Below are 16,283 nucleotides of genomic sequence, written 5' to 3'. Positions count from 1 at the left end.
GTAATCCTGACCAACCGGGTTACCCCGGCTAATCAAAGGAACCTCCGCACACGAACCGGATGGTTCTGTGTGACGGGGCCAAAACAAACATGGCTTAAAGAAAATCAAACACGCGCTGTTGAGTTCTCAAGAAACAACCGCTCTTCGCTTACAAGCTGCTGTGAGCTTTTCCGCCGAAGGCGTTGTGCGTTTCCGCTTTGTTGTTTCTTTACTTTATCAGGTGTTCCGCGCCCCGCCAAATCGGCGGTTCGGGGTGTTTCTGATCGGGGTAAAGCCCGTTTCCTGTTTCGCTTCCGTGTTTCCTTGGAAGCGCCTCCCGAAGCCTAGCCGATGCAGAGCGGTGCTCGAACCGGTTCGGTTGAGAGGAAGGAGGGTGTCGCCGGACCCGGTCCGGTTCCGAGTCGGCCCGAAGGCCGCTCGCCGTCCCGTGGCGACTCGGAGAACACTACCCCCCTCGTGAACACCGAGCAAACCGCAGCCCACGTGTCGCCGCTCACACATCGCCTCACGCGCGCACCCGGGCGCGGGCGGGCTGGAGTGGGCACCGACGACTCACCCGGTTGAGAAGGCCGACGCGGAAGAACGCTCACCGGAATGACAAAGAGCGCTCGCAGCCAAATGTCACGCCTCGACCCTGACAAGCACATTCGCGCGTTTACGCAGCTCAGGTCGGCTCTTAACGGTGCCATGTCCGTGTTTGGCGTGAAAATCAGAAAAGGCGGGAAAGTTCGGAGAAGGCCCTTGAAATCCCCCCGGATGCAATACATGATGTGCAGCGTTACCGGAACGGACTCTGGTCCGGCGCCCCGAGGGACGGGGACGACCGCGACCAGGCCGCGTGCCGAAGGTTCGGGGGGACGGCAGGCGCAGCGCGGCCATGCACCCACGGAAGGACATGCATGGACACCACATCCCCCGACACCCCCGAGAGCCACACCAGCTGGAAGCGCTTCGCGCTCTTCTCGATCCCGGCGGGCGCGGCCGTGGGCGGCATCCTGGTCGCCATGGCTCAGGGCGCCCTCGCCGCCTCCTTCACCGTCTCCGGTCAGGACTTCAAGATCTCCGCGGAGGAGCTGAACGGCGAGGGCTTCGTCCAGTACGGCTGGTTGGACCAGACGGTCCGCGAGGAGGCCGTGCCGGTGGCCGTCGCCGGGATCCGCGAGGCCGAGATCCAGGGGCTGTGCCAGTCGGTCCTGACCGAGTTCCCCGTCGTCGGACAGATCTCGCTCCGGCTGACCGCCGGCGACCAGGGCACCCCGGTCGTCGCGGAGAACCTGGTGATCGACATGTCGCAGATGGACGGCAACGCCTCCTTCGAGGACATCGAGATCGGCCGCGACGCGGGCACCCTCGACCAGGGCCCGCAGGGGTCGCGGGGGTTCAATGACCTGTTCGGCATGCAGTCCGACACCATCGTGATCGAGGACCTGGAGCAGACGGCCAGGGCCGCCAGCGCCGGGACCTTCCGCCTCTCCGGCCTGAGCTTGGGCATCAGCATGGGGGACGACGAGTGCTTCTGAAGCCGTCGCGGAGCGCGGGCGCGCGCTGGCGCGGATGGCGCAAGCGCCGCCCCTTCGCGGCAGGGCTCCTGATGATCCTCTCCGGCGCCGTCATGGCCTCGCTCGTCGCGATGCCGGTGGAGTTGATGATCCAGACCGGTGTCGGCGGGGTCTCCTCGCTGATGTTCGGCGGCATGCTCGCCGTTCTGGGCCTAGTCACCTGGTTCACCCCGAACCAGCACGTCATCACCGGTTCGCTGGCCGGGTTCCTCGGTCTGGGCGCGCTCATCCTGTCCAACCTGGGCGGTCTGGTGGTCGGCACCCTGCTGGCGCTGGCCGGTGGCGGGCTGGCCTTCTCCTGGCGGCCGGTCGCCCGGCCGCCCCGGCGGAGGGGACGACGACGGAGGCGCCGGCAGGAGGAGGGCGTGGAGGCCCCTCCGGACACCCGAGCCGGGGACTGAACCGGCCCCCGTACCACCGGGGACACGCGCGGAGAGCGTCACTGGCCCGTGTGTTCCCGGAGGCCACAGGAAAACCACGTCTACCGATTCGGCGCGTACAACCCCCCGACCCCGCCGTGCGGCGCATCCGTGTGCCGTCCGGCCGCCACACACAAGGAGTACCCATGTCGGTTCCGCGACCGATATCCCCCGCCCGCGCCCTCCTGGCGACGGCTGCGGCGGGTGTCCTGGCCCTGGCCTGGGGCGGTAGCGCCTCCGCCCAGCAGGGTCCGACCACGGTGACGCCCGCCGGGGCGGCCTTCGAGGCCGCTCTGAGCGGCAGCGCCACCTTCACCGCCGGCAGCGTCGTGGTGACCTGCGACGCGTCGTCCACCTCTCCGGGCAGCGGGAACAACCTGGTTCCCACGGCTCCTGGCAACCACAACCCCGGTGGTGCGGTCTCCTCGACCATCAACGCGCCGGACTTCACGAACTGCTCGACCAACGTCCCCTTCGTGTCCGCGACGGTCACCGTGGCCGACCCCGTGTGGGAGATGACCATGCAGCACGGGTCACCGACCGTCGGCACCATGGTGATCCCCGCCGGGGGCATCGTGGTGACCACGAGCGGCCTGGCCTCGTGCACCGCGACGGTCAGCCCTGACGCGGCCGCCGCCATCGGCGGCACGTGGACCAACGGCTCCCCCGCCTCGACCCTGGCCTTCGACACCGCGGCCCCGGTCGAGGTGACGGGCGGTTTCGGCTGCCCGACCAGCGCGACGCAGGCCCCCTTCGAGGCGGTCTACGAGGTGACCAACGCCGACGACCCGTCCTCGCCCATCACCGTGACCGGCTAGCTCCCACCGACCGTGGCAGCTGCCCGGGGCCGCCGTGCGGTGCGCGCGGCGGCCCCGCCGCGTTGCCCGAGGGGTTACCGTGCACCCGTTCTTCGTACGGAGGTGACAACCGCGCGCTGACGGGGACTCATCCGGGGACGGAGAAACGGCGGGGGTTCCTCGCCTACGGTCGCAGTACTTCCGGGGAGTCACGCGGCGAAGGCTCCCCGGTGAGGCGCGGAACGCTTCGCCCGTCCCCGTCAGCTCCCGGAGACACCATGGCGCCCAACGCCGAAGTCCCGCACGCCACCTCCCGCACGCGACACGTCCTGGAAACGGTGCGGGTGCTCGTCCGCGCCGGTGTGCTCAGCCCGGGACGCCCCGACAGGGTCGTCCGCCAGCTCCGCGCGCTGCGCACGTGGGGCGCCACGATCGCCGGGGGCTACGCCGCCGCGAACGAGCGCGTGCCCGACGCCGTCGCGGTCGTCGACGAGCGGGGCCCCACGACCTTCCGCGAGATGGACCTGCGCGGCCGCGAGCTGGCCCGGGACCTGCGCCGCGCGGGTGTGGGTGCGGGTGCGCGCGTGGGCGTACTGTGCCGCAACCACAGCGGTTTCGTGCAGACGATGGTGGCCTGCGGGCGCCTGGGCGCCGACACCGTGCTGCTGAACACGGGGCTGTCTGCGGGTCAGCTGGCCGCGGCCGTGGGGGGCAACGGGGTGTCGGTGGTCGTCGCCGACGCCGAGTTCGAGGGGATGTGCGCCGAGCTCGATCCCGGTGTCGTGCGGGTGACGGCCTGGGGGGAGCCCTCCGACGGGGGCCTGGGGGTGCCGTGGCGGGCGCGGGAGGTCTCGGAGGCCGATCCGGAGCCGCCGGAGCGCCCCGGCCGTCTGGTCGTGCTGACGTCGGGGACGACGGGCGCGCCCAAGGGGGCGCGGAGGCCCACTCCGAGGGGACCGCAGGACGCGGCTTCGGTGCTGTCGCGCATCCCGCTGCGGTCCTCGGACCGCATCCTGGTGTCGGCGCCGATCTTCCACACGTGGGGGCTGGCGGGTGTGCAGCTGGGCATGTCGATGCGGGCGACGTTGGTGATGAGGCGGCTGTTCGAGCCGGAGGACGCTCTGCGCACGGTCCAGGAGGAGCGGTGCACCGCTCTGTTCGCGGTGCCGGTGATGCTGCGGCGGATCATGGACCTGCCCCGGTCCACGCGCGAGCGGTACGACACGTCGTCGCTGCGGATCGTGGCGTGCAGCGGTTCGGCGATGAGCCCGCAGCTGATCACGGGTTTCATGGACGCGTTCGGGGACGTGCTCTACAACCTGTACGGGTCGACCGAGGTGTCGTGGGCGACGATCGCGACGCCCGGGGAGATGCGGCTGTCGCCGACGACGGCGGGCCGTCCGCCCCTGGGGACGCGGATCGCGGTCCTGGACCCCGGCGGGGCGGAGGTGCCTCCGGGGACGGAGGGGTCGATCCACGTCGGCAACGACATGCTCTTCGACGGCTACACGGACGGGCGGAGCAGGAGGGTCGCGGACGGGTTGATGGAGACCGGCGACCGGGGTCACGTGGACGCGAGCGGACTGCTGCACGTGGCGGGCCGGGACGACGACATGATCGTCTCGGGCGGGGAGAACGTGTTCCCCCGGCCGGTGGAGGAGGCGATCGTGACGCTTCCCGAGGTGCGTGAGGTCGTGGTGACGGGTGTGCCCGACGAGGAGTTCGGGCAGCGGTTCGCGGCGTACGTGGTGCCGCACGAGGGCCGGGGCGTGGATCCGAACCACGTGCGGACGCACGTGCGGCGGGTGCTCGGGCGGTTCTCGGTGCCGCGCGACGTGGTGGTCGTGGACGAACTGCCGCGCAACGCCACGGGCAAGGTGGTCAAGCGCCTGCTGCCCCGTCGGGAGGAGCGCGGATAGGTCGGTGGGGTTGGTGCCCGCCCGGGCCGGACGCACGAGTGCGGGCGGCGGGACACCGCGCGGGTGGAGTGCGTATCCGCCCGGACCGCGAACCCGGATGCGGGGGTCGCAGCTCGAATGAAGTGCGTGCCTGCCCGGGCCGCAACCCGGGCGCGGAGACAGTCGGGTGCACGTGGGGGACAGACGCAGGTGCGGAGACAGTCGGGTGCGCGTGGGGGGCACCGCGCTGCTGGCGTCCGTCGGGGGCGCACCGCCTTCCGTGAACGCGCGCCGTCCCCGCGCGGCGGCCGTGTGGCGGCGGGGACTCGGGTGCGCGGCACCGGCGCCCCTTCCTACCTGCGACGACCCCGTGCGGCACACCTGGGGGACCCGGTACCACTTTTCTTTGTACGCAAGGTAATTGCGGGCTTTGGAAATCGGGCTCCGGGTAACTACGATGGTGGCGATGGCCGACCGAACCCCCGCCCCCGCGGGCGGCTTCTCCCTTCCCGCAGTAGACGAGCAGATGTGCTTCGCCCTCTACGCGGCGTCGCGTGCGGTCACCAACCTGTACCGGCCCCTGCTGGAGCCGTTGGGGCTGACCTATCCCCAGTACCTGGTGATGATGCTCCTCTGGGAGCGCGGCGAGTGCTGGGTGAAGGACTTCGGCTCCGTGCTCCAGCTGGACTACGGGACCCTCACACCGCTGCTCAAGCGGTTGGAGGCCCGGGGGCTGCTGGTCCGGGGGCGTGATCCGCGGGACGAGCGCTCCGTCCTCGTCGCCCTCACCGAGGAGGGCGGGCGGCTCAGGGCGCGCGCCGAGGGGATTCCGGAGGCGATCGGGAGGGTCATCGACCTCCCCGAGGAGGAGTTCGAGGCCACCAGGCTGGCGCTGCGCCGCCTGACCGCGAACGTTCTCGCGGGACAGGCCCAGCTGCCCGAGGGCGGCTGAGGCGCGACGGACTCCGTCCGCCGCGTCCGCCGTCGGGGGACGACGGACGGCAGCGGCGGACGGCGGGGACGGACACCACGGGGGTCGTGTCCGTCCTCCGGAGCACGGGCGGGTCGCGGTCGCGGCCCGCCCGTATCCGTTGTCGGCCCGGGGGAGCGTTCGCCGTTCCACCCGAGGGGGGACCGCCGCCGGGCTAGGGTTGGGGACATGTCGATCTGGGCGTCAGACAACCGCAGTGGGCAGGTCCGCGAGGCACTGACCATGCTCCTGTCCCAGGGAGTGATTGACGACTTCCGCATCCGGCCGGACGAGGAGTTCCCCTTCCGGGTGACCGTCCCGGCAGGGGTGGTCCCGATGACCGAGCACCAGGCCGCGCACTTCGCGCTGGGCGCGGCGGTGAGCCACTTCGGACGCCTGGCACGCGGCGGGAACGGGTCCTAGCAGGCTCCGGGCGTGTGCTCCCAGTGGCCCGGTGGGGTCTCGGTGAGCGACGTGGTGACGAAGACGTTCCACAGGCCGAGCGCGTCGCCGGAGCCGACCGCGTAGACCAGCCCGGAGCGCTGGACGGCGCGGCCCGCCGACACGTGGTCGTAGTTGCTGTCCCTCACGCACGTCCCCGGCCCGGTCGGCGGGTCGGTCGGCTCCTCCGTGGGCGGGTCCGTGGGGTCCGGGCCGGGGCCGCCTCCGTCGCCGATGCCCCAGAAGTCGACGGTGTACCCGGTCGAGCAGACGGTGTCGAGGAAGTAGGCGCCCGCGGTGCCGCAGCCCGCGGACGGGTCGACGGGGGTGCCGTGTCCCATGCCGGAGACCGTGTAGTGGGCGACGGCCGCGGTGGCCGCGTCTCCGCCGTGGTAGGCGGCGGTGGTGGAGCCCGGAAGCTGCTCGGTGGCGTCGGGGGCGCCGGACAGCCCGTGGACGTTCGTCCACTGGCTCACGACCGCCTCGCCGTTGGCGGGGGCGACCGTGGTGTCGGCGGTGCCGTGCCAGACGGCGACGCGCGGCCAGGGCCCGTCCCATCCGGGGTTCTGGGCGCGGACCTCGTCGCCCCACTGCTGCGGGGTCCTCGTCTTTCCGGGGTTCATGCAGCCGAAGGCGTCGATCATGCCGCTGGCGCAGCCCACGGGGATTCCCGCGACGACGCTGCCCCCGGCGAACAGGTCGGGGTAGGCGGCGAGGAGTTCTCCCGCCATGGCGCCTCCGGCGGAGAGCCCGGAGACGTACACCCGGTCGGCGTCCAGGCCGTGGGCGGACACGGCGTGCCCGACCATCGAGCGGACCGACCGGGCCTCGCCGGAGTCGCGCGCGGTGTCTCCCGGCTGGAACCAGTTGAAGCAGCCGGTGGCGTTGTTGGCCGGCCTCTGCTCGGGGTAGACGAGGGCGAAGCCGTGCTCGTCGGCGTACCCGGCCCACCCGGAGTGGTCGTGGTAGGCGGCGGCGTTCTGCGCGCAGCCGTGCAGGAGCACGACCAGGGGCGCGTCGGCGGGCAGGCCGTCGGGGACGTAGGAGTACATAGCCAGGTTGCCGGGGTTGGTGCCGAACGAGGGCACCGGGGTGAGTGTGGCCGCCGAGGCGCGCGGGGCCAGAGCGATCAGCAGGGCGGCGACCATGACGGCCACGGTGGCCAGGGTCGTGGTGAGGGAGAGGACGGTCGCTGGCAGGGGACGGCTGGCGGGTGGTGCCGTGGAGTCCATGGGGGGTGCCTCCGGTGATCCGGTCGGTGAGCGGGGGATCTGGCCGGGAGCCTAGCCCTGATGTGATCCACGCAACATGTAGTGGAGACAGCGGTCACACCTCCGCCGCCAGTGGGGAAGCCACAGCCGCCCTCCGGCCCATGGGCGCGGGACACATGTCCGCGCCCGGGGGTGTGTCCGGTGCCCCTATCCCCCGCTCGCGGAGGCGCGCCTAGTTTGCTTCCATGACGACGCACGAGTTCCCGTCGGGCACGGCGCGGCAGGCCACCCGGTCCCCCGTTCCCGGAACGGCGGGGATCCCCCACACCACCCGGGTCGACCTCACCGGGAGGACCGCGCTGGTGACCGGTGCGGCCAGCGGCATCGGCAGGGCGTGCGCCCTGCGCCTGGCGGACGCCGGAGCCCGGGTCCGGATGGTCGACCTCGACGGGCGGGCCCTGGACGAACTGGCCGACCGGGGCGTCGGCGAGGCGGTGGAGCTGGATCTGACCGACCTGGACGCCGCCGAGGAGGCCGCGCGGGGCGCGGACGTCGTGGTCAACAACGCGGGCGTCCAGACGGTCGCGCCCGTCCAGGACTTCCCTCCGGAGCGTTTCTCCCTCATCCTTCGTCTCATGGTCGAGTCGCCGTTCCGCGTGGTGCGCGGCGCCCTGCCCCACATGTACGCACGGGGGTGGGGCCGCGTCGTCAACATCTCCTCGGTGCACGGGCTGCGCGCCTCGGCCTACAAGTCGGCCTACGTGACCGCCAAGCACGGCCTGGAGGGCTTCTCGAAGGTGGTGGCCCTGGAGGGCGCCGCACACGGGGTGACCTCCAACTGTGTGAACCCCGGATACGTGCGCACCCCGCTGGTGGAGAGGCAGATCGCCGACCAGGCGGCGGCGCACGGCATTCCGGAGGAGCGGGTGCTCTCGGAGGTCCTGCTGGCCCGGAGCCCGATCAAGCGGCTGATCGAGCCCTCCGAGGTCGCCGAGCTGGTCGCCTACCTGTGCGGTGAGGACGCGTCGTTCGTCAACGGCGCCTCCCTGCCCGTGGACGGAGCATGGAGCGCGAGCTGAACACCACCACGTCCGGTTCGACCGGTATCCCCGCCGACGACGGCGCCGCGGGCGCCGACGGCCAGGCCCTGTTCCTGGAGCTGCTGCTGCGCGACGCCCCGGCCGTGGAGTACGAGCGCCCGGTGCTGCGCGCGCGGGCGCGCGGGGACGACCCGGAGGTGGTCGCCGCCCTGGAGGCCGCGAAGATGACGGCGCTGCGGGTGCGGTCGGTGATGCGCGACCGGCGGCGGCGCGAGTCGGAGCTGGGCGCGCTGTTCGAGACCGCCAACGACCTGGCGGGTATGCGCAGCCTGGACCAGGTGCTCCAGGCGATCGTGGAGCGGGCCCGCAACCTGCTGGGCACCGACACCGCGTACCTGACGCTGAGCGACCCGGAGGCGGGCGGCACGTACATGCGGGTGACGTCGGGGTCGGTGTCGGCGGCGTTCCAGCGGCTGCGGCTGGCCCCGGGCAAGGGGTTGGGCGGGCTGGTGGCGACCACGGCCCTGCCGTACGTGACGGCGAACTACTTCGCCGATCCCCGGTTCACGCACGCGGAGAACATCGACCACGCGGTGCGCGACGAGGGCCTGGTGGCCATCCTGGGCGTGCCGCTGAAGATGAACGGGCGCGACGTGGGCGTGCTGTTCGCCGCCAACCGGCGCGAGCGCCCCTTCGCCCACTCGGAGGTGGCGCTGCTGTCGTCGCTGGCCGCGCACGCGGCGATCGCGATCGACAGCGCGAACCTCATCGACGACACCCGGCGTGCCCTGGACGAGCTGCACACCGTCAACGAGCGGTTGCAGCGGCACACGGCGTCGGTGGAGCGGTCGGCGGCGGCGCACGACCGGTTGACCGACCTGGTGCTGCGGGGCGGCGGCGTGCGCGAGGTCGCGGCGGCGGTGGCCGAGGTGCTGGGCGGCACGGTGCTGATCCACGACGCGACCTCGGACTCCTCGGTGGCCGCCAGCCCGGAGGGTGTGGTGCGGGAGGGCGTCCCGTGGGACGCGGGCGACGGGGACCTGGCCGAGGCGGTGCGCTCGTCGCTGGCCAGCGGCCGCGCGGTGCGGGCGGGCCGGGCGTGGGTGGCGACGGCGGCGGCCGGGACCGAGCCGCTGGGAACGCTGGTGCTGCGCGGGGTGGAGCTGGACTCCACCGACCAGCGCGTGCTGGAGCGGTCGGCGATGGTGACGGCGCTGCTGCTGCTCATCCGGCGTTCGGTGAGCGAGACCGAGCACAGGCTGCGCGGGGACCTGCTCGACGAGCTGTTGGAGGTGCCCGCGCGCGATCCGGTTTCGCTGCGCCAGCGGGCCGCGCTGCTGCACGCGGATCTGGACGCGCCGCACGTGCTGGTGGTGGCCGAGGCCCCGGGTGGGGACCCGGGGCGGTTGCGCTCGGCGGCGACCCACGTCGCGGAGACCACCGGGGGGCTGGCCGGGAGCCGGTCGGGCCGCCTGGTGCTGGCGCTGCCCGGGAGGGACCCGTCGGCGGTGGGCCGACGGGTGGCCGACGAGCTGTCGGGTGCGGTGAACGGCCCGGTGACGGCGGGGCTGGCCGGTCCGACGGCCGGTCCGGCCTCGTTCGGGGACGCGTTCGCCGAGGCGGCCCGGTGCCTCCAGACGCTGCGTGCGCTGGGACGGGAGGGGGACGTGGCGACCACGGGGGACCTGGGGTTCTCGGGGCTGCTGCTGAGCCAGGACCGGGACGTGCCGGGGTTCGTGTCGGCGACGCTCGGGCCGCTGCTGGAGTACGACGCCAGGCGGGGAACGCTGCTGGTGGAGACGCTGCGGGCGTACTTCGCCGCCGGGGGCAACCTGTCGCGCGCCAAGGAGGACCTGCACATCCACGTGAACACGGTGGCGCAGCGCCTGGAGCGGATCGGCCAGCTGATCGGGGCGGACTGGCAGCGTCCCGGCCGGGCGCTGGAGCTCCAGCTGGCCCTGCACCTGCACGGCCTGCTGGACCGGGGCGTGGACCTGGTGGGCGACCAGAACGGCGGTTGAGCGGGCCGCGAGCCCCGCACCCGTGGAGCGCACAGCGGCGGTGCGCCGCAGGGGGTGGCGTGGAGCGTGCCGGTGACGGCGACCAGGCGCCCATAGGACCCGGGCTGGCGCCGGGTCCAGCGGGGTCGGCGTGGAGCGGCCGGTTCGCCGACCAGGGCCGTCAGTGTTTCGAGTTCGGTGCCGTTCCGGGGGCGAATGCGGCCGCCAGGGCGGCGAGGCGGTCATGTTCCTCGGGTGTGAGACGGCTGAACCGGTCGGCGACCGATTCGGCGAAGCGCTCCCGTAGGCGCGCGATCAGCTGTTCGCCCTCCTGGGTGGCCGTTACGCGATGCACCCTGCGGTCCTCGCTGTCGCGCTCTCTCGCCAACAGCCCCCGCCTCTCCAGCCGGTCGATCATGCCGGTGACGTTGGTCCTGTCGCAGCCGAGGGTGGCGGCCAGTTCACTGAAGGACGGCCGATCGGAAGCCAGGACGCACAGCAGCTGGGCCTGCTGAGTGGTCAGGCCGAACTCGCGCCCGATGAGCGCGTAGAGGGCGGCGGCCTCGCGGTGCAGCGTGGTTACGGCGGCAGCAAGGGCGTGCGAGGTCATGGGGGACAGTCTAGATGATTGACTTCATCGACAATTTAGGAGAGTATCTCGCCTATCAACATCATCACCTTTTGAAGGGCTCGGGCATACGCATGAGCAGCAAGGTCGCAGTCGTGACGGGAGCGTCCCGGGGGATCGGGCGCGCTGTCGCCGAACGGTTAGGGGCGGATGGAGCGCGGGTGATCGTCAACTACCACTCGGACGCGGTCGCGGCGAAGGACGCCGTGGCCGCCGTCGAGCGTGCGGGCGGACGGGCCACCGCGGTGCGAGCCGATGTGCGCGACGCGACGCAACTGAGCTCTCTGGTCGAGGCGGCCGTTGCGGAGTACGGCGGGCTGGATGTCCTCGTCAGCAATACGGGGACGGCGCGCCCCACATCCCTGGCGGATGCCACGGACGAGGACTTGGAGCTGCACTTCGCCATCAACACCCGGCCCGTCTTCAGAGCCCTGAAGGAGGCCGTACTCCACATGCGCCACGGTGGGCGGGTCGTCGTGATCTCCAGCGGCGCGACCGTCGTGGCGCATCCCGGCGCGGGCCTCTACGCCGCGAGTAAAGCGGCAGCTGAGCAACTGGCCCGGACGGCGGCACACGAGCTCGGACCGCGCGGAATCACGGTGAACAGCGTGTTGCCCGGCGCTACCCGCACCGATGCCCTGCAAGCTCAGATGCCGGCTGACGTGGCCGCATCCATCCGTAGTCAGACGCCCCTCGGCCGCCTGGGCGAGCCGGCCGACATCGCATCGGTGGTCGCGTTCCTGGTCTCGGACGAAGGCGCATGGATCAACGGCCAGACCATCCACGCAAGCGGTGGCCTCTTCTGAGGTGCCCTGGCAGCCTGCGCGCGCAGCGGATGCGCTATGCCGGTATCGCCTCCGCGGTCAACCCCCGAAGGACCTACGGAGCCGACCACTGGGGAACACCGGGAGCGACGGCCCTGACCAGTGCGCGGACGTGCTCGGCGACCAGACCGGCGGTCGGGGAGAACAGCGGGCTGTAGTGGTTGTCGTCGGGCAGTTCGACGGTCACCACGCCCTCGGGCAGCCCGGCGAGGCGCTCGGGCGTGTACAGCCCCGGACTGTCGTCCAGGAGCCCCCGCGCCGTCCACAGCAGGCGGGTGGGGCAGGGCAGCCGGTGGACGGCGCCGAGCGCGTCCGGGTCGGCCAGGACCTGGGCCCCGTCCGCGCGTACGGCCTCCTCGTCGCAGGCCGAGCGCATGGCGGGCGGCTCCCCCACCAGGTCGCGCAGGACGTAGTGGTCGGTCCAGGTGTTCCAGCGCCCGGCGAAGGCCGGATGCCCCCGCCAGAACTCCCGGTAGTGGTCGGGGTCCTCGAAGGTCATGCGCAGACGGGCCATGGCGGGTCCGAGCACGGTGTCGATGTCGGTCCCCGGCGGGACGGGCAGCCCGTACCCGCCGTCGACCAGCAGCAACCCCGACACCCGGTCGGGGTGGCGGACGGCGGCCAGGCAGGCCACGAACGCGCCCATGGAGTGGCCGACCAGGACGGTCGCGTCCACCCCGTGCGCGTCGAGCACGGCGATCATGTCGTCGGCGTGCGCGGCCAGCCCGCGCGGACCGCCCAGGTGTCCGCTGAGGCCGCGTCCGCGCAGGTCGGGGGCGATCAGGCCGATCCCACCCAGCTCCGCGGCGACCAGACCGGTCCCATCCAGCTCCGCGGCCACCCGGGCGAACGAGTGGCCGTTGGCGGTGATGCCGTGGACGGCCAGGACGGGGGTCGTGGAACGGCCGCCCCAGCGGGTGACGGCGAGGTCTCCTCCGGGGACGGGGACGGTGTACTCGTCCCCGTCGGTCCAGACGTCGGTCATGTCCGTGCGGCCTTCCTGTCGCGTAGGGCCGAGCGGACGCGCCCGGGGAGGGCGACGAGACCGCCGGGGAAGAAGAACACCATCAGCACGAACAGCGTGCCGAGGATGAACAGGGGCTGGGACAGCGGCGCGGCGATCCACGCGGGCAGGGCGGCGAAGGCCTCGGAGCCGCCCAGCTGGAGGAGGCGGTGGTCGGCGTAGGTGTACAGGGCGGCGCCCAGCAGCGGCCCCCAGCGGGTGCCCGCGCCGCCCAGGGCCACCATGACCAGCAGGGTGAGGGTGAACTCGGCGGTGGTGATGCCGGGGGTGACGCCCCCGGTGACGAGGAGGTGGGCGACGCCGCCGAGGGAGGCCAGGCCGCCTCCGACGGTGAACGCCGCCAGCTTGTAGGGGTAGGGGTTGACCCCGAGGACGGCGACGCGCTGCTCGTTGGCGCGGATGCCCTGCCAGACGCGGCCGACGGGGGAGGAGGTCAGCCACCACACCACGCCGACGGCGAACGCGGCGAAGGCGACGGCCGCCCAGTACAGGTTGACGGTGTTGGCCACGCCCACGAACGCGTCCGGGACCATGTCGGTGTCGAGGGACAGCCCCTCCTCGCCGCCGGTCAGGCGTCCGGGGTCGCGGGAGACGAGGATCGACCCGGCCTGGGCGAAGGCGAGGGTGACCATGGCCAGGGCGATGCCGTTGACCCGCAGCGAGACCGCGCCGAGGAGCAGGGACAGCAGGGTGCCGCCCACGACGGCGACCGGCGCCGCCCACAGGAGCGGGAGTTCGACCACCCGCATGAGCAGGGCGGCGGTGTAGGCGCCGCAGGCGAAGTAGAGGGCGTGCCCGAAGGAGAGCAGGCCCACCCTGCCGTACAGCAGGTCGTAGCTGGTGGCCAGGCCGCCGAAGACCAGGCAGAACGCCAACAGGTGCAGGGTCGGCGGGCTGTTGAGGGCGCCCTCGAACAGCCCCGGGATCCGCAGGGTGGAGAAGGGCAGGCAGAGCGCCACCGCCAGGACGGCGACCGGGACCGTCCAGCGGGGCAGGCGGCGCCCGCGCGCGCTCCCCCCGGAGGCCGCTCCGGGGGACTCGGAGGCCCGGGAGGACCGGGTGGCCACGTCGGTGTCGGTCATCATGCCACCCTCTCCGCTGACTTCTTCGCGGTCAGACCGCCCTGCCTGGTGAGCAGCACGAGCGCCAGGACGATGACCACGGCGATGAACGCGAAGACCAGCAGGGACATCCCCTGGGTGGGGGTGACCACGCCGAAGTACAGTCCGCCCAGGGCCCCGGCCAGTGCCGCGGCGGCGCCGCCGATGGCGAACACCAGCGTGAACGACCTGCGCACGTCGATGCCCAGCGCGGTGACCATGGCGCGGTCCTGCACGCCCGCCCGGACGACGAGCCCGTAGCGGGTGCGCGAGTTGAACAGCCACAGGGCCGCGAACACGGCGGCGGCGGCCAGGATGAGCAGGAACCGGTCCCGGGGGATGTTCACGCCGAGGACCGCCGCGGTGCCGCTCACCAGTTCGGGCTTGGGGAAGGTGAGCGGGTCGGCTCCCCAGACCGCCTGGATGAGCGCGGGGACGGCCAGGCTGAGGCCGACCGTGGCGAGGATCTGCTCGCGGTGCCTGCCGTAGAGCGGGCGGATGACGCAGAGTTCGACCAGGGTGGCGGCCAGGGTGCCCGCGCCGACGCCGAAGGCGACGGCGAGCAGGAAGCCGAACCCGTCCGGCCCGGCCCCGGGCAGGTGCTCGGCCGCCCACCACGTGCCGTAGGCGCCGAGGGCGAGGAAGGCGCCGTGGGCGAAGTTCAGCACGTCCATCAGGCCGAAGATGAGCGAGAGCCCGGAGGCGATGAGGAAGTACAGGGCTCCCAGGCCGAGCCCGGTGATGACGAGCAGGACGACGGTGCTCACGCGGTCCGCCTCCCTTCGGTTCCGGCGGCGGAGCGGGAGACGCCCAGCAGTTCGCGGACGCGGTCGGCGTCGTCGAGCAGTTCCAGGGCGGGCCCGGTGTGGGTCACGCGGCCCGCGTCGAGCACCACGGCCCGTTCGGCCACCCGCCGGACCAGGGACAGGTTCTGCTCCACGAGCAGGACCGGTATCTGTTCGGCGGCGCGGGCGACGGCGTCGGCGACCTCGCGGACGACGCGGGGGGCGAGGCCCTTGGTGGGCTCGTCCACGATGAGGAGCTTGTTGTCGTTGAGCAGGGCGCGGCCGATGGCGAGCATCTGCTGCTGGCCGCCGGACAGGGTGCCCGCGGGCTGGTCGGCCCGTTCGCGTAGTTCGGGGAACAGCTCGTGGACGAGGCCGTAGCGCGGTTCGCCGGGGCGGCGCTCGGCCAGGCGCAGGTTCTCGGCGACGGTGAGCGCGGAGAAGACGCCGCGCTCCTCGGGCACGTAGCCGATGCCCATGGTGACGATGGCGTGCGTGGGGCGGGCGGTGATGTCCGCGCCGTCGAAGGACACCCGGCCGGTACGGGGCACCAGGCCGAGCAGCGCCTTGACGGTGGTGGTCTTGCCGACGCCGTTGCGGCCCAGGAGCGCGGTGACGCCCCGGCCGGGCACGGTGAGGGACACGCCCTGGAGGATGTGCGAGCCCTCGATCCACACGTGCAGGTCGGCCGCCTCCAGCAGCGGCCCCCCGGCGCTCACGCCCCGTCCCCGAGGTAGGCGGCCTGCACCGCGGGGTCGGCCATGGCCGAGTCCGGGTCGGTGAGGGCCAGCAGCGCGCCGTGGTGCATCACGGCCAGGCGGTCGGCCATGTCGAGGAGCACCTCCATGTGGTGTTCGACCATGAGGACCGTGCAGCCCTGTTCGCGGTGCACGTCCCGGATGACGGTGGTGAGTTCGCCGACCTCTCCGGCGCTGACCCCGGCCATGGGCTCGTCCAGGAGGATGAGGCGGGGGCGTCGGGCCAGGAGGAGGGCGAGTTCGAGCTTGCGCTTGTCGCCGTGGGACAGGTCGCCCGCGAGGGCGTCGGCCCGGTGGGAGAGGCGGACCAGGTCCAGGGCGGCGGTGGCCTCGGGTCCGCCGTCGGGGGTGGCCGGGCGCCAGAATCGGCGCGACTCCCCGGTGCGGGCCTGGACGGCCAGGCCGACGTTGGCGCCGACGGTGAGGTCGCCGAAGACGCTGGAGGTCTGGAAGGTGCGGCCCATGCCGAGCCGGGCGCGGCGGTGGGGCGCGTGGCGGGTGACGTCGGTCCCGGCGAGGCGGACACGGCCGCCGGTGGGCCGGGTGAGGCCGGAGACCAGGTTGAACAGGGAGGTCTTGCCCGCGCCGTTGGGGCCGATGAGTGCGACGAACTCTCCCTCGTCCACGGCCATGGTGACGTCGTCGACGATGAGGGCGCCGCCGACCGACCAGGTCAGGTTCTCCAGGGCCAGGACCGGGACGGCGCCGGGGGCGGGGGCGGGGGGAGCGGCGACGGCCTCGGCGACCGCGGTCCCGGTGGCTCCGGCGGGGCCGTGGGTTCCGGTGTGACCGGCAGGTTCGGTGGGTTCGGTGGGTTCGGTGGCCATGC

Annotated in this window: 16 protein-coding genes; 9 read left to right on the top strand and 7 right to left on the bottom strand. The window is 72.6% G+C overall.

Annotation, left to right across the window (positions count from 1 at the left end):
* The first annotated feature begins 899 nt into the window (after nt 1–899).
* From G011_RS0117260 to G011_RS0117235, 6 genes are all read left to right on the top strand, one after another.
* A complete protein-coding gene (locus G011_RS0117260; protein ID WP_019609580.1) occupies nt 900–1,520 on the top strand; it encodes a DUF6230 family protein in 621 nt (206 codons plus the stop codon).
* 71 nt (nt 1,521–1,591) lie between these two features.
* On the top strand, nt 1,592–1,960 hold the full coding sequence (locus G011_RS0117255; RefSeq protein WP_036552778.1) for a DUF6114 domain-containing protein: 369 nt from the start codon (nt 1,592–1,594) through the stop codon (nt 1,958–1,960).
* Between the two features lie 164 nt (nt 1,961–2,124).
* Nucleotides 2,125–2,796, top strand: a complete 672-nt coding sequence (locus G011_RS0117250) for a hypothetical protein (RefSeq protein WP_019609578.1) — start codon at nt 2,125–2,127, stop codon at nt 2,794–2,796.
* Nucleotides 2,797–3,053: 257 nt separating this feature from the next.
* Complete coding sequence (locus G011_RS0117245; RefSeq protein ID WP_019609577.1) at nt 3,054–4,694, top strand: AMP-binding protein; 1,641 nt, start codon at nt 3,054–3,056, stop codon at nt 4,692–4,694.
* Between the two features lie 436 nt (nt 4,695–5,130).
* On the top strand, nt 5,131–5,625 hold the full coding sequence (locus tag G011_RS0117240; RefSeq protein ID WP_013151109.1) for a MarR family winged helix-turn-helix transcriptional regulator: 495 nt from the start codon (nt 5,131–5,133) through the stop codon (nt 5,623–5,625).
* 207 nt (nt 5,626–5,832) lie between these two features.
* Complete coding sequence (locus tag G011_RS0117235; protein ID WP_019609576.1) at nt 5,833–6,066, top strand: hypothetical protein; 234 nt, start codon at nt 5,833–5,835, stop codon at nt 6,064–6,066.
* Here the strand turns inward: G011_RS0117235 and G011_RS0117230 are convergent.
* Complete coding sequence (locus G011_RS0117230; RefSeq protein ID WP_019609575.1) at nt 6,063–7,316, bottom strand: PHB depolymerase family esterase; 1,254 nt, start codon at nt 7,314–7,316, stop codon at nt 6,063–6,065. The genes G011_RS0117235 and G011_RS0117230 overlap by 4 nt on opposite strands.
* A gap of 224 nt (nt 7,317–7,540) precedes the next feature.
* Here G011_RS0117230 and G011_RS0117225 point away from each other — a divergent pair, with 224 nt between their 5' ends.
* Nucleotides 7,541–8,374, top strand: coding sequence for a 3-hydroxybutyrate dehydrogenase (locus G011_RS0117225; protein ID WP_019609574.1), 834 nt, complete (start codon nt 7,541–7,543; stop codon nt 8,372–8,374).
* On the top strand, nt 8,359–10,356 hold the full coding sequence (locus G011_RS0117220; protein ID WP_019609573.1) for a GAF domain-containing protein: 1,998 nt from the start codon (nt 8,359–8,361) through the stop codon (nt 10,354–10,356). The genes G011_RS0117225 and G011_RS0117220 overlap by 16 nt, the downstream gene beginning before the upstream one ends.
* 160 nt (nt 10,357–10,516) lie before the next feature.
* On the opposite strand, the gene G011_RS0117215 is transcribed toward G011_RS0117220, so the two are convergent.
* Nucleotides 10,517–10,945 carry a MarR family transcriptional regulator gene (locus G011_RS0117215; RefSeq protein WP_019609572.1) on the bottom strand — a complete coding sequence of 143 codons (429 nt, stop codon included), beginning with the start codon at nt 10,943–10,945 and terminating at the stop codon, nt 10,517–10,519.
* A 14-nt stretch (nt 10,946–10,959) separates the two neighbouring features.
* On the opposite strand from G011_RS0117215, the gene G011_RS0117210 reads away from it, so the two are divergent.
* Nucleotides 10,960–11,769: an SDR family oxidoreductase gene (locus G011_RS0117210; protein ID WP_231391514.1), complete on the top strand. Its 810-nt coding sequence runs from the start codon at nt 10,960–10,962 to the stop codon at nt 11,767–11,769.
* A gap of 73 nt (nt 11,770–11,842) precedes the next feature.
* Here G011_RS0117210 and G011_RS29945 read toward each other — a convergent pair whose 3' ends face one another.
* The 5 genes from G011_RS29945 to G011_RS0117185 are packed head-to-tail and all read right to left on the bottom strand — an operon-like array spanning nt 11,843 to nt 16,281.
* Entirely contained in the window at nt 11,843–12,772 is a 930-nt protein-coding gene (locus G011_RS29945) for an alpha/beta fold hydrolase (protein ID WP_019609570.1), read from the bottom strand.
* Nucleotides 12,769–13,893: a branched-chain amino acid ABC transporter permease gene (locus G011_RS0117200; protein WP_019609569.1), complete on the bottom strand. Its 1,125-nt coding sequence runs from the start codon at nt 13,891–13,893 to the stop codon at nt 12,769–12,771. Before G011_RS0117200 ends, G011_RS29945 begins: the two co-directional genes overlap by 4 nt.
* Nucleotides 13,893–14,678, bottom strand: coding sequence for a branched-chain amino acid ABC transporter permease (locus G011_RS0117195; RefSeq protein ID WP_019609568.1), 786 nt, complete (start codon nt 14,676–14,678; stop codon nt 13,893–13,895). Before G011_RS0117195 ends, G011_RS0117200 begins: the two co-directional genes overlap by 1 nt.
* Nucleotides 14,675–15,415: an ABC transporter ATP-binding protein gene (locus tag G011_RS0117190; protein ID WP_019609567.1), complete on the bottom strand. Its 741-nt coding sequence runs from the start codon at nt 15,413–15,415 to the stop codon at nt 14,675–14,677. Before G011_RS0117190 ends, G011_RS0117195 begins: the two co-directional genes overlap by 4 nt.
* Nucleotides 15,412–16,281 (bottom strand): ABC transporter ATP-binding protein, encoded by an 870-nt coding sequence (locus tag G011_RS0117185; RefSeq protein WP_019609566.1) that lies wholly within the window; start codon nt 16,279–16,281, stop codon nt 15,412–15,414. The genes G011_RS0117190 and G011_RS0117185 overlap by 4 nt, the downstream gene beginning before the upstream one ends.
* Nucleotides 16,282–16,283 lie beyond the last annotated feature (2 nt).

It is taken from the genome of Nocardiopsis sp. CNS-639, assembly GCF_000381685.1.
Classification (GTDB): domain Bacteria; phylum Actinomycetota; class Actinomycetes; order Streptosporangiales; family Streptosporangiaceae; genus Nocardiopsis; species Nocardiopsis dassonvillei.
Note: the sequence above shows the minus strand (reverse complement) of the source record. Positions and strands in the feature narration are given on the sequence as shown.

Bases quoted from the DNA above. Each gene is read 5' to 3' on its own strand.
- G011_RS0117240 (WP_013151109.1), top strand. From the start codon at position 5,131: ATGGTGGCGATGGCCGACCGAACCCCCGCCCCCGCGGGCGGCTTCTCC.
- G011_RS0117200 (WP_019609569.1), bottom strand. From the start codon at position 13,893: ATGACCGACACCGACGTGGCCACCCGGTCCTCCCGGGCCTCCGAGTCC.
- G011_RS0117255 (WP_036552778.1), top strand. From the start codon at position 1,592: ATGATCCTCTCCGGCGCCGTCATGGCCTCGCTCGTCGCGATGCCGGTG.
- G011_RS0117225 (WP_019609574.1), top strand. From the start codon at position 7,541: ATGACGACGCACGAGTTCCCGTCGGGCACGGCGCGGCAGGCCACCCGG.
- G011_RS0117220 (WP_019609573.1), top strand. From the start codon at position 8,359: ATGGAGCGCGAGCTGAACACCACCACGTCCGGTTCGACCGGTATCCCC.
- G011_RS29945 (WP_019609570.1), bottom strand. From the start codon at position 12,772: ATGACCGACGTCTGGACCGACGGGGACGAGTACACCGTCCCCGTCCCC.
- G011_RS0117245 (WP_019609577.1), top strand. From the start codon at position 3,054: ATGGCGCCCAACGCCGAAGTCCCGCACGCCACCTCCCGCACGCGACAC.
- G011_RS0117250 (WP_019609578.1), top strand. From the start codon at position 2,125: ATGTCGGTTCCGCGACCGATATCCCCCGCCCGCGCCCTCCTGGCGACG.
- G011_RS0117215 (WP_019609572.1), bottom strand. From the start codon at position 10,945: ATGACCTCGCACGCCCTTGCTGCCGCCGTAACCACGCTGCACCGCGAG.
- G011_RS0117185 (WP_019609566.1), bottom strand. From the start codon at position 16,281: ATGGCCACCGAACCCACCGAACCCACCGAACCTGCCGGTCACACCGGA.
- G011_RS0117235 (WP_019609576.1), top strand. From the start codon at position 5,833: ATGTCGATCTGGGCGTCAGACAACCGCAGTGGGCAGGTCCGCGAGGCA.
- G011_RS0117230 (WP_019609575.1), bottom strand. From the start codon at position 7,316: ATGGACTCCACGGCACCACCCGCCAGCCGTCCCCTGCCAGCGACCGTC.
- G011_RS0117210 (WP_231391514.1), top strand. From the start codon at position 10,960: ATGATTGACTTCATCGACAATTTAGGAGAGTATCTCGCCTATCAACAT.
- G011_RS0117260 (WP_019609580.1), top strand. From the start codon at position 900: ATGGACACCACATCCCCCGACACCCCCGAGAGCCACACCAGCTGGAAG.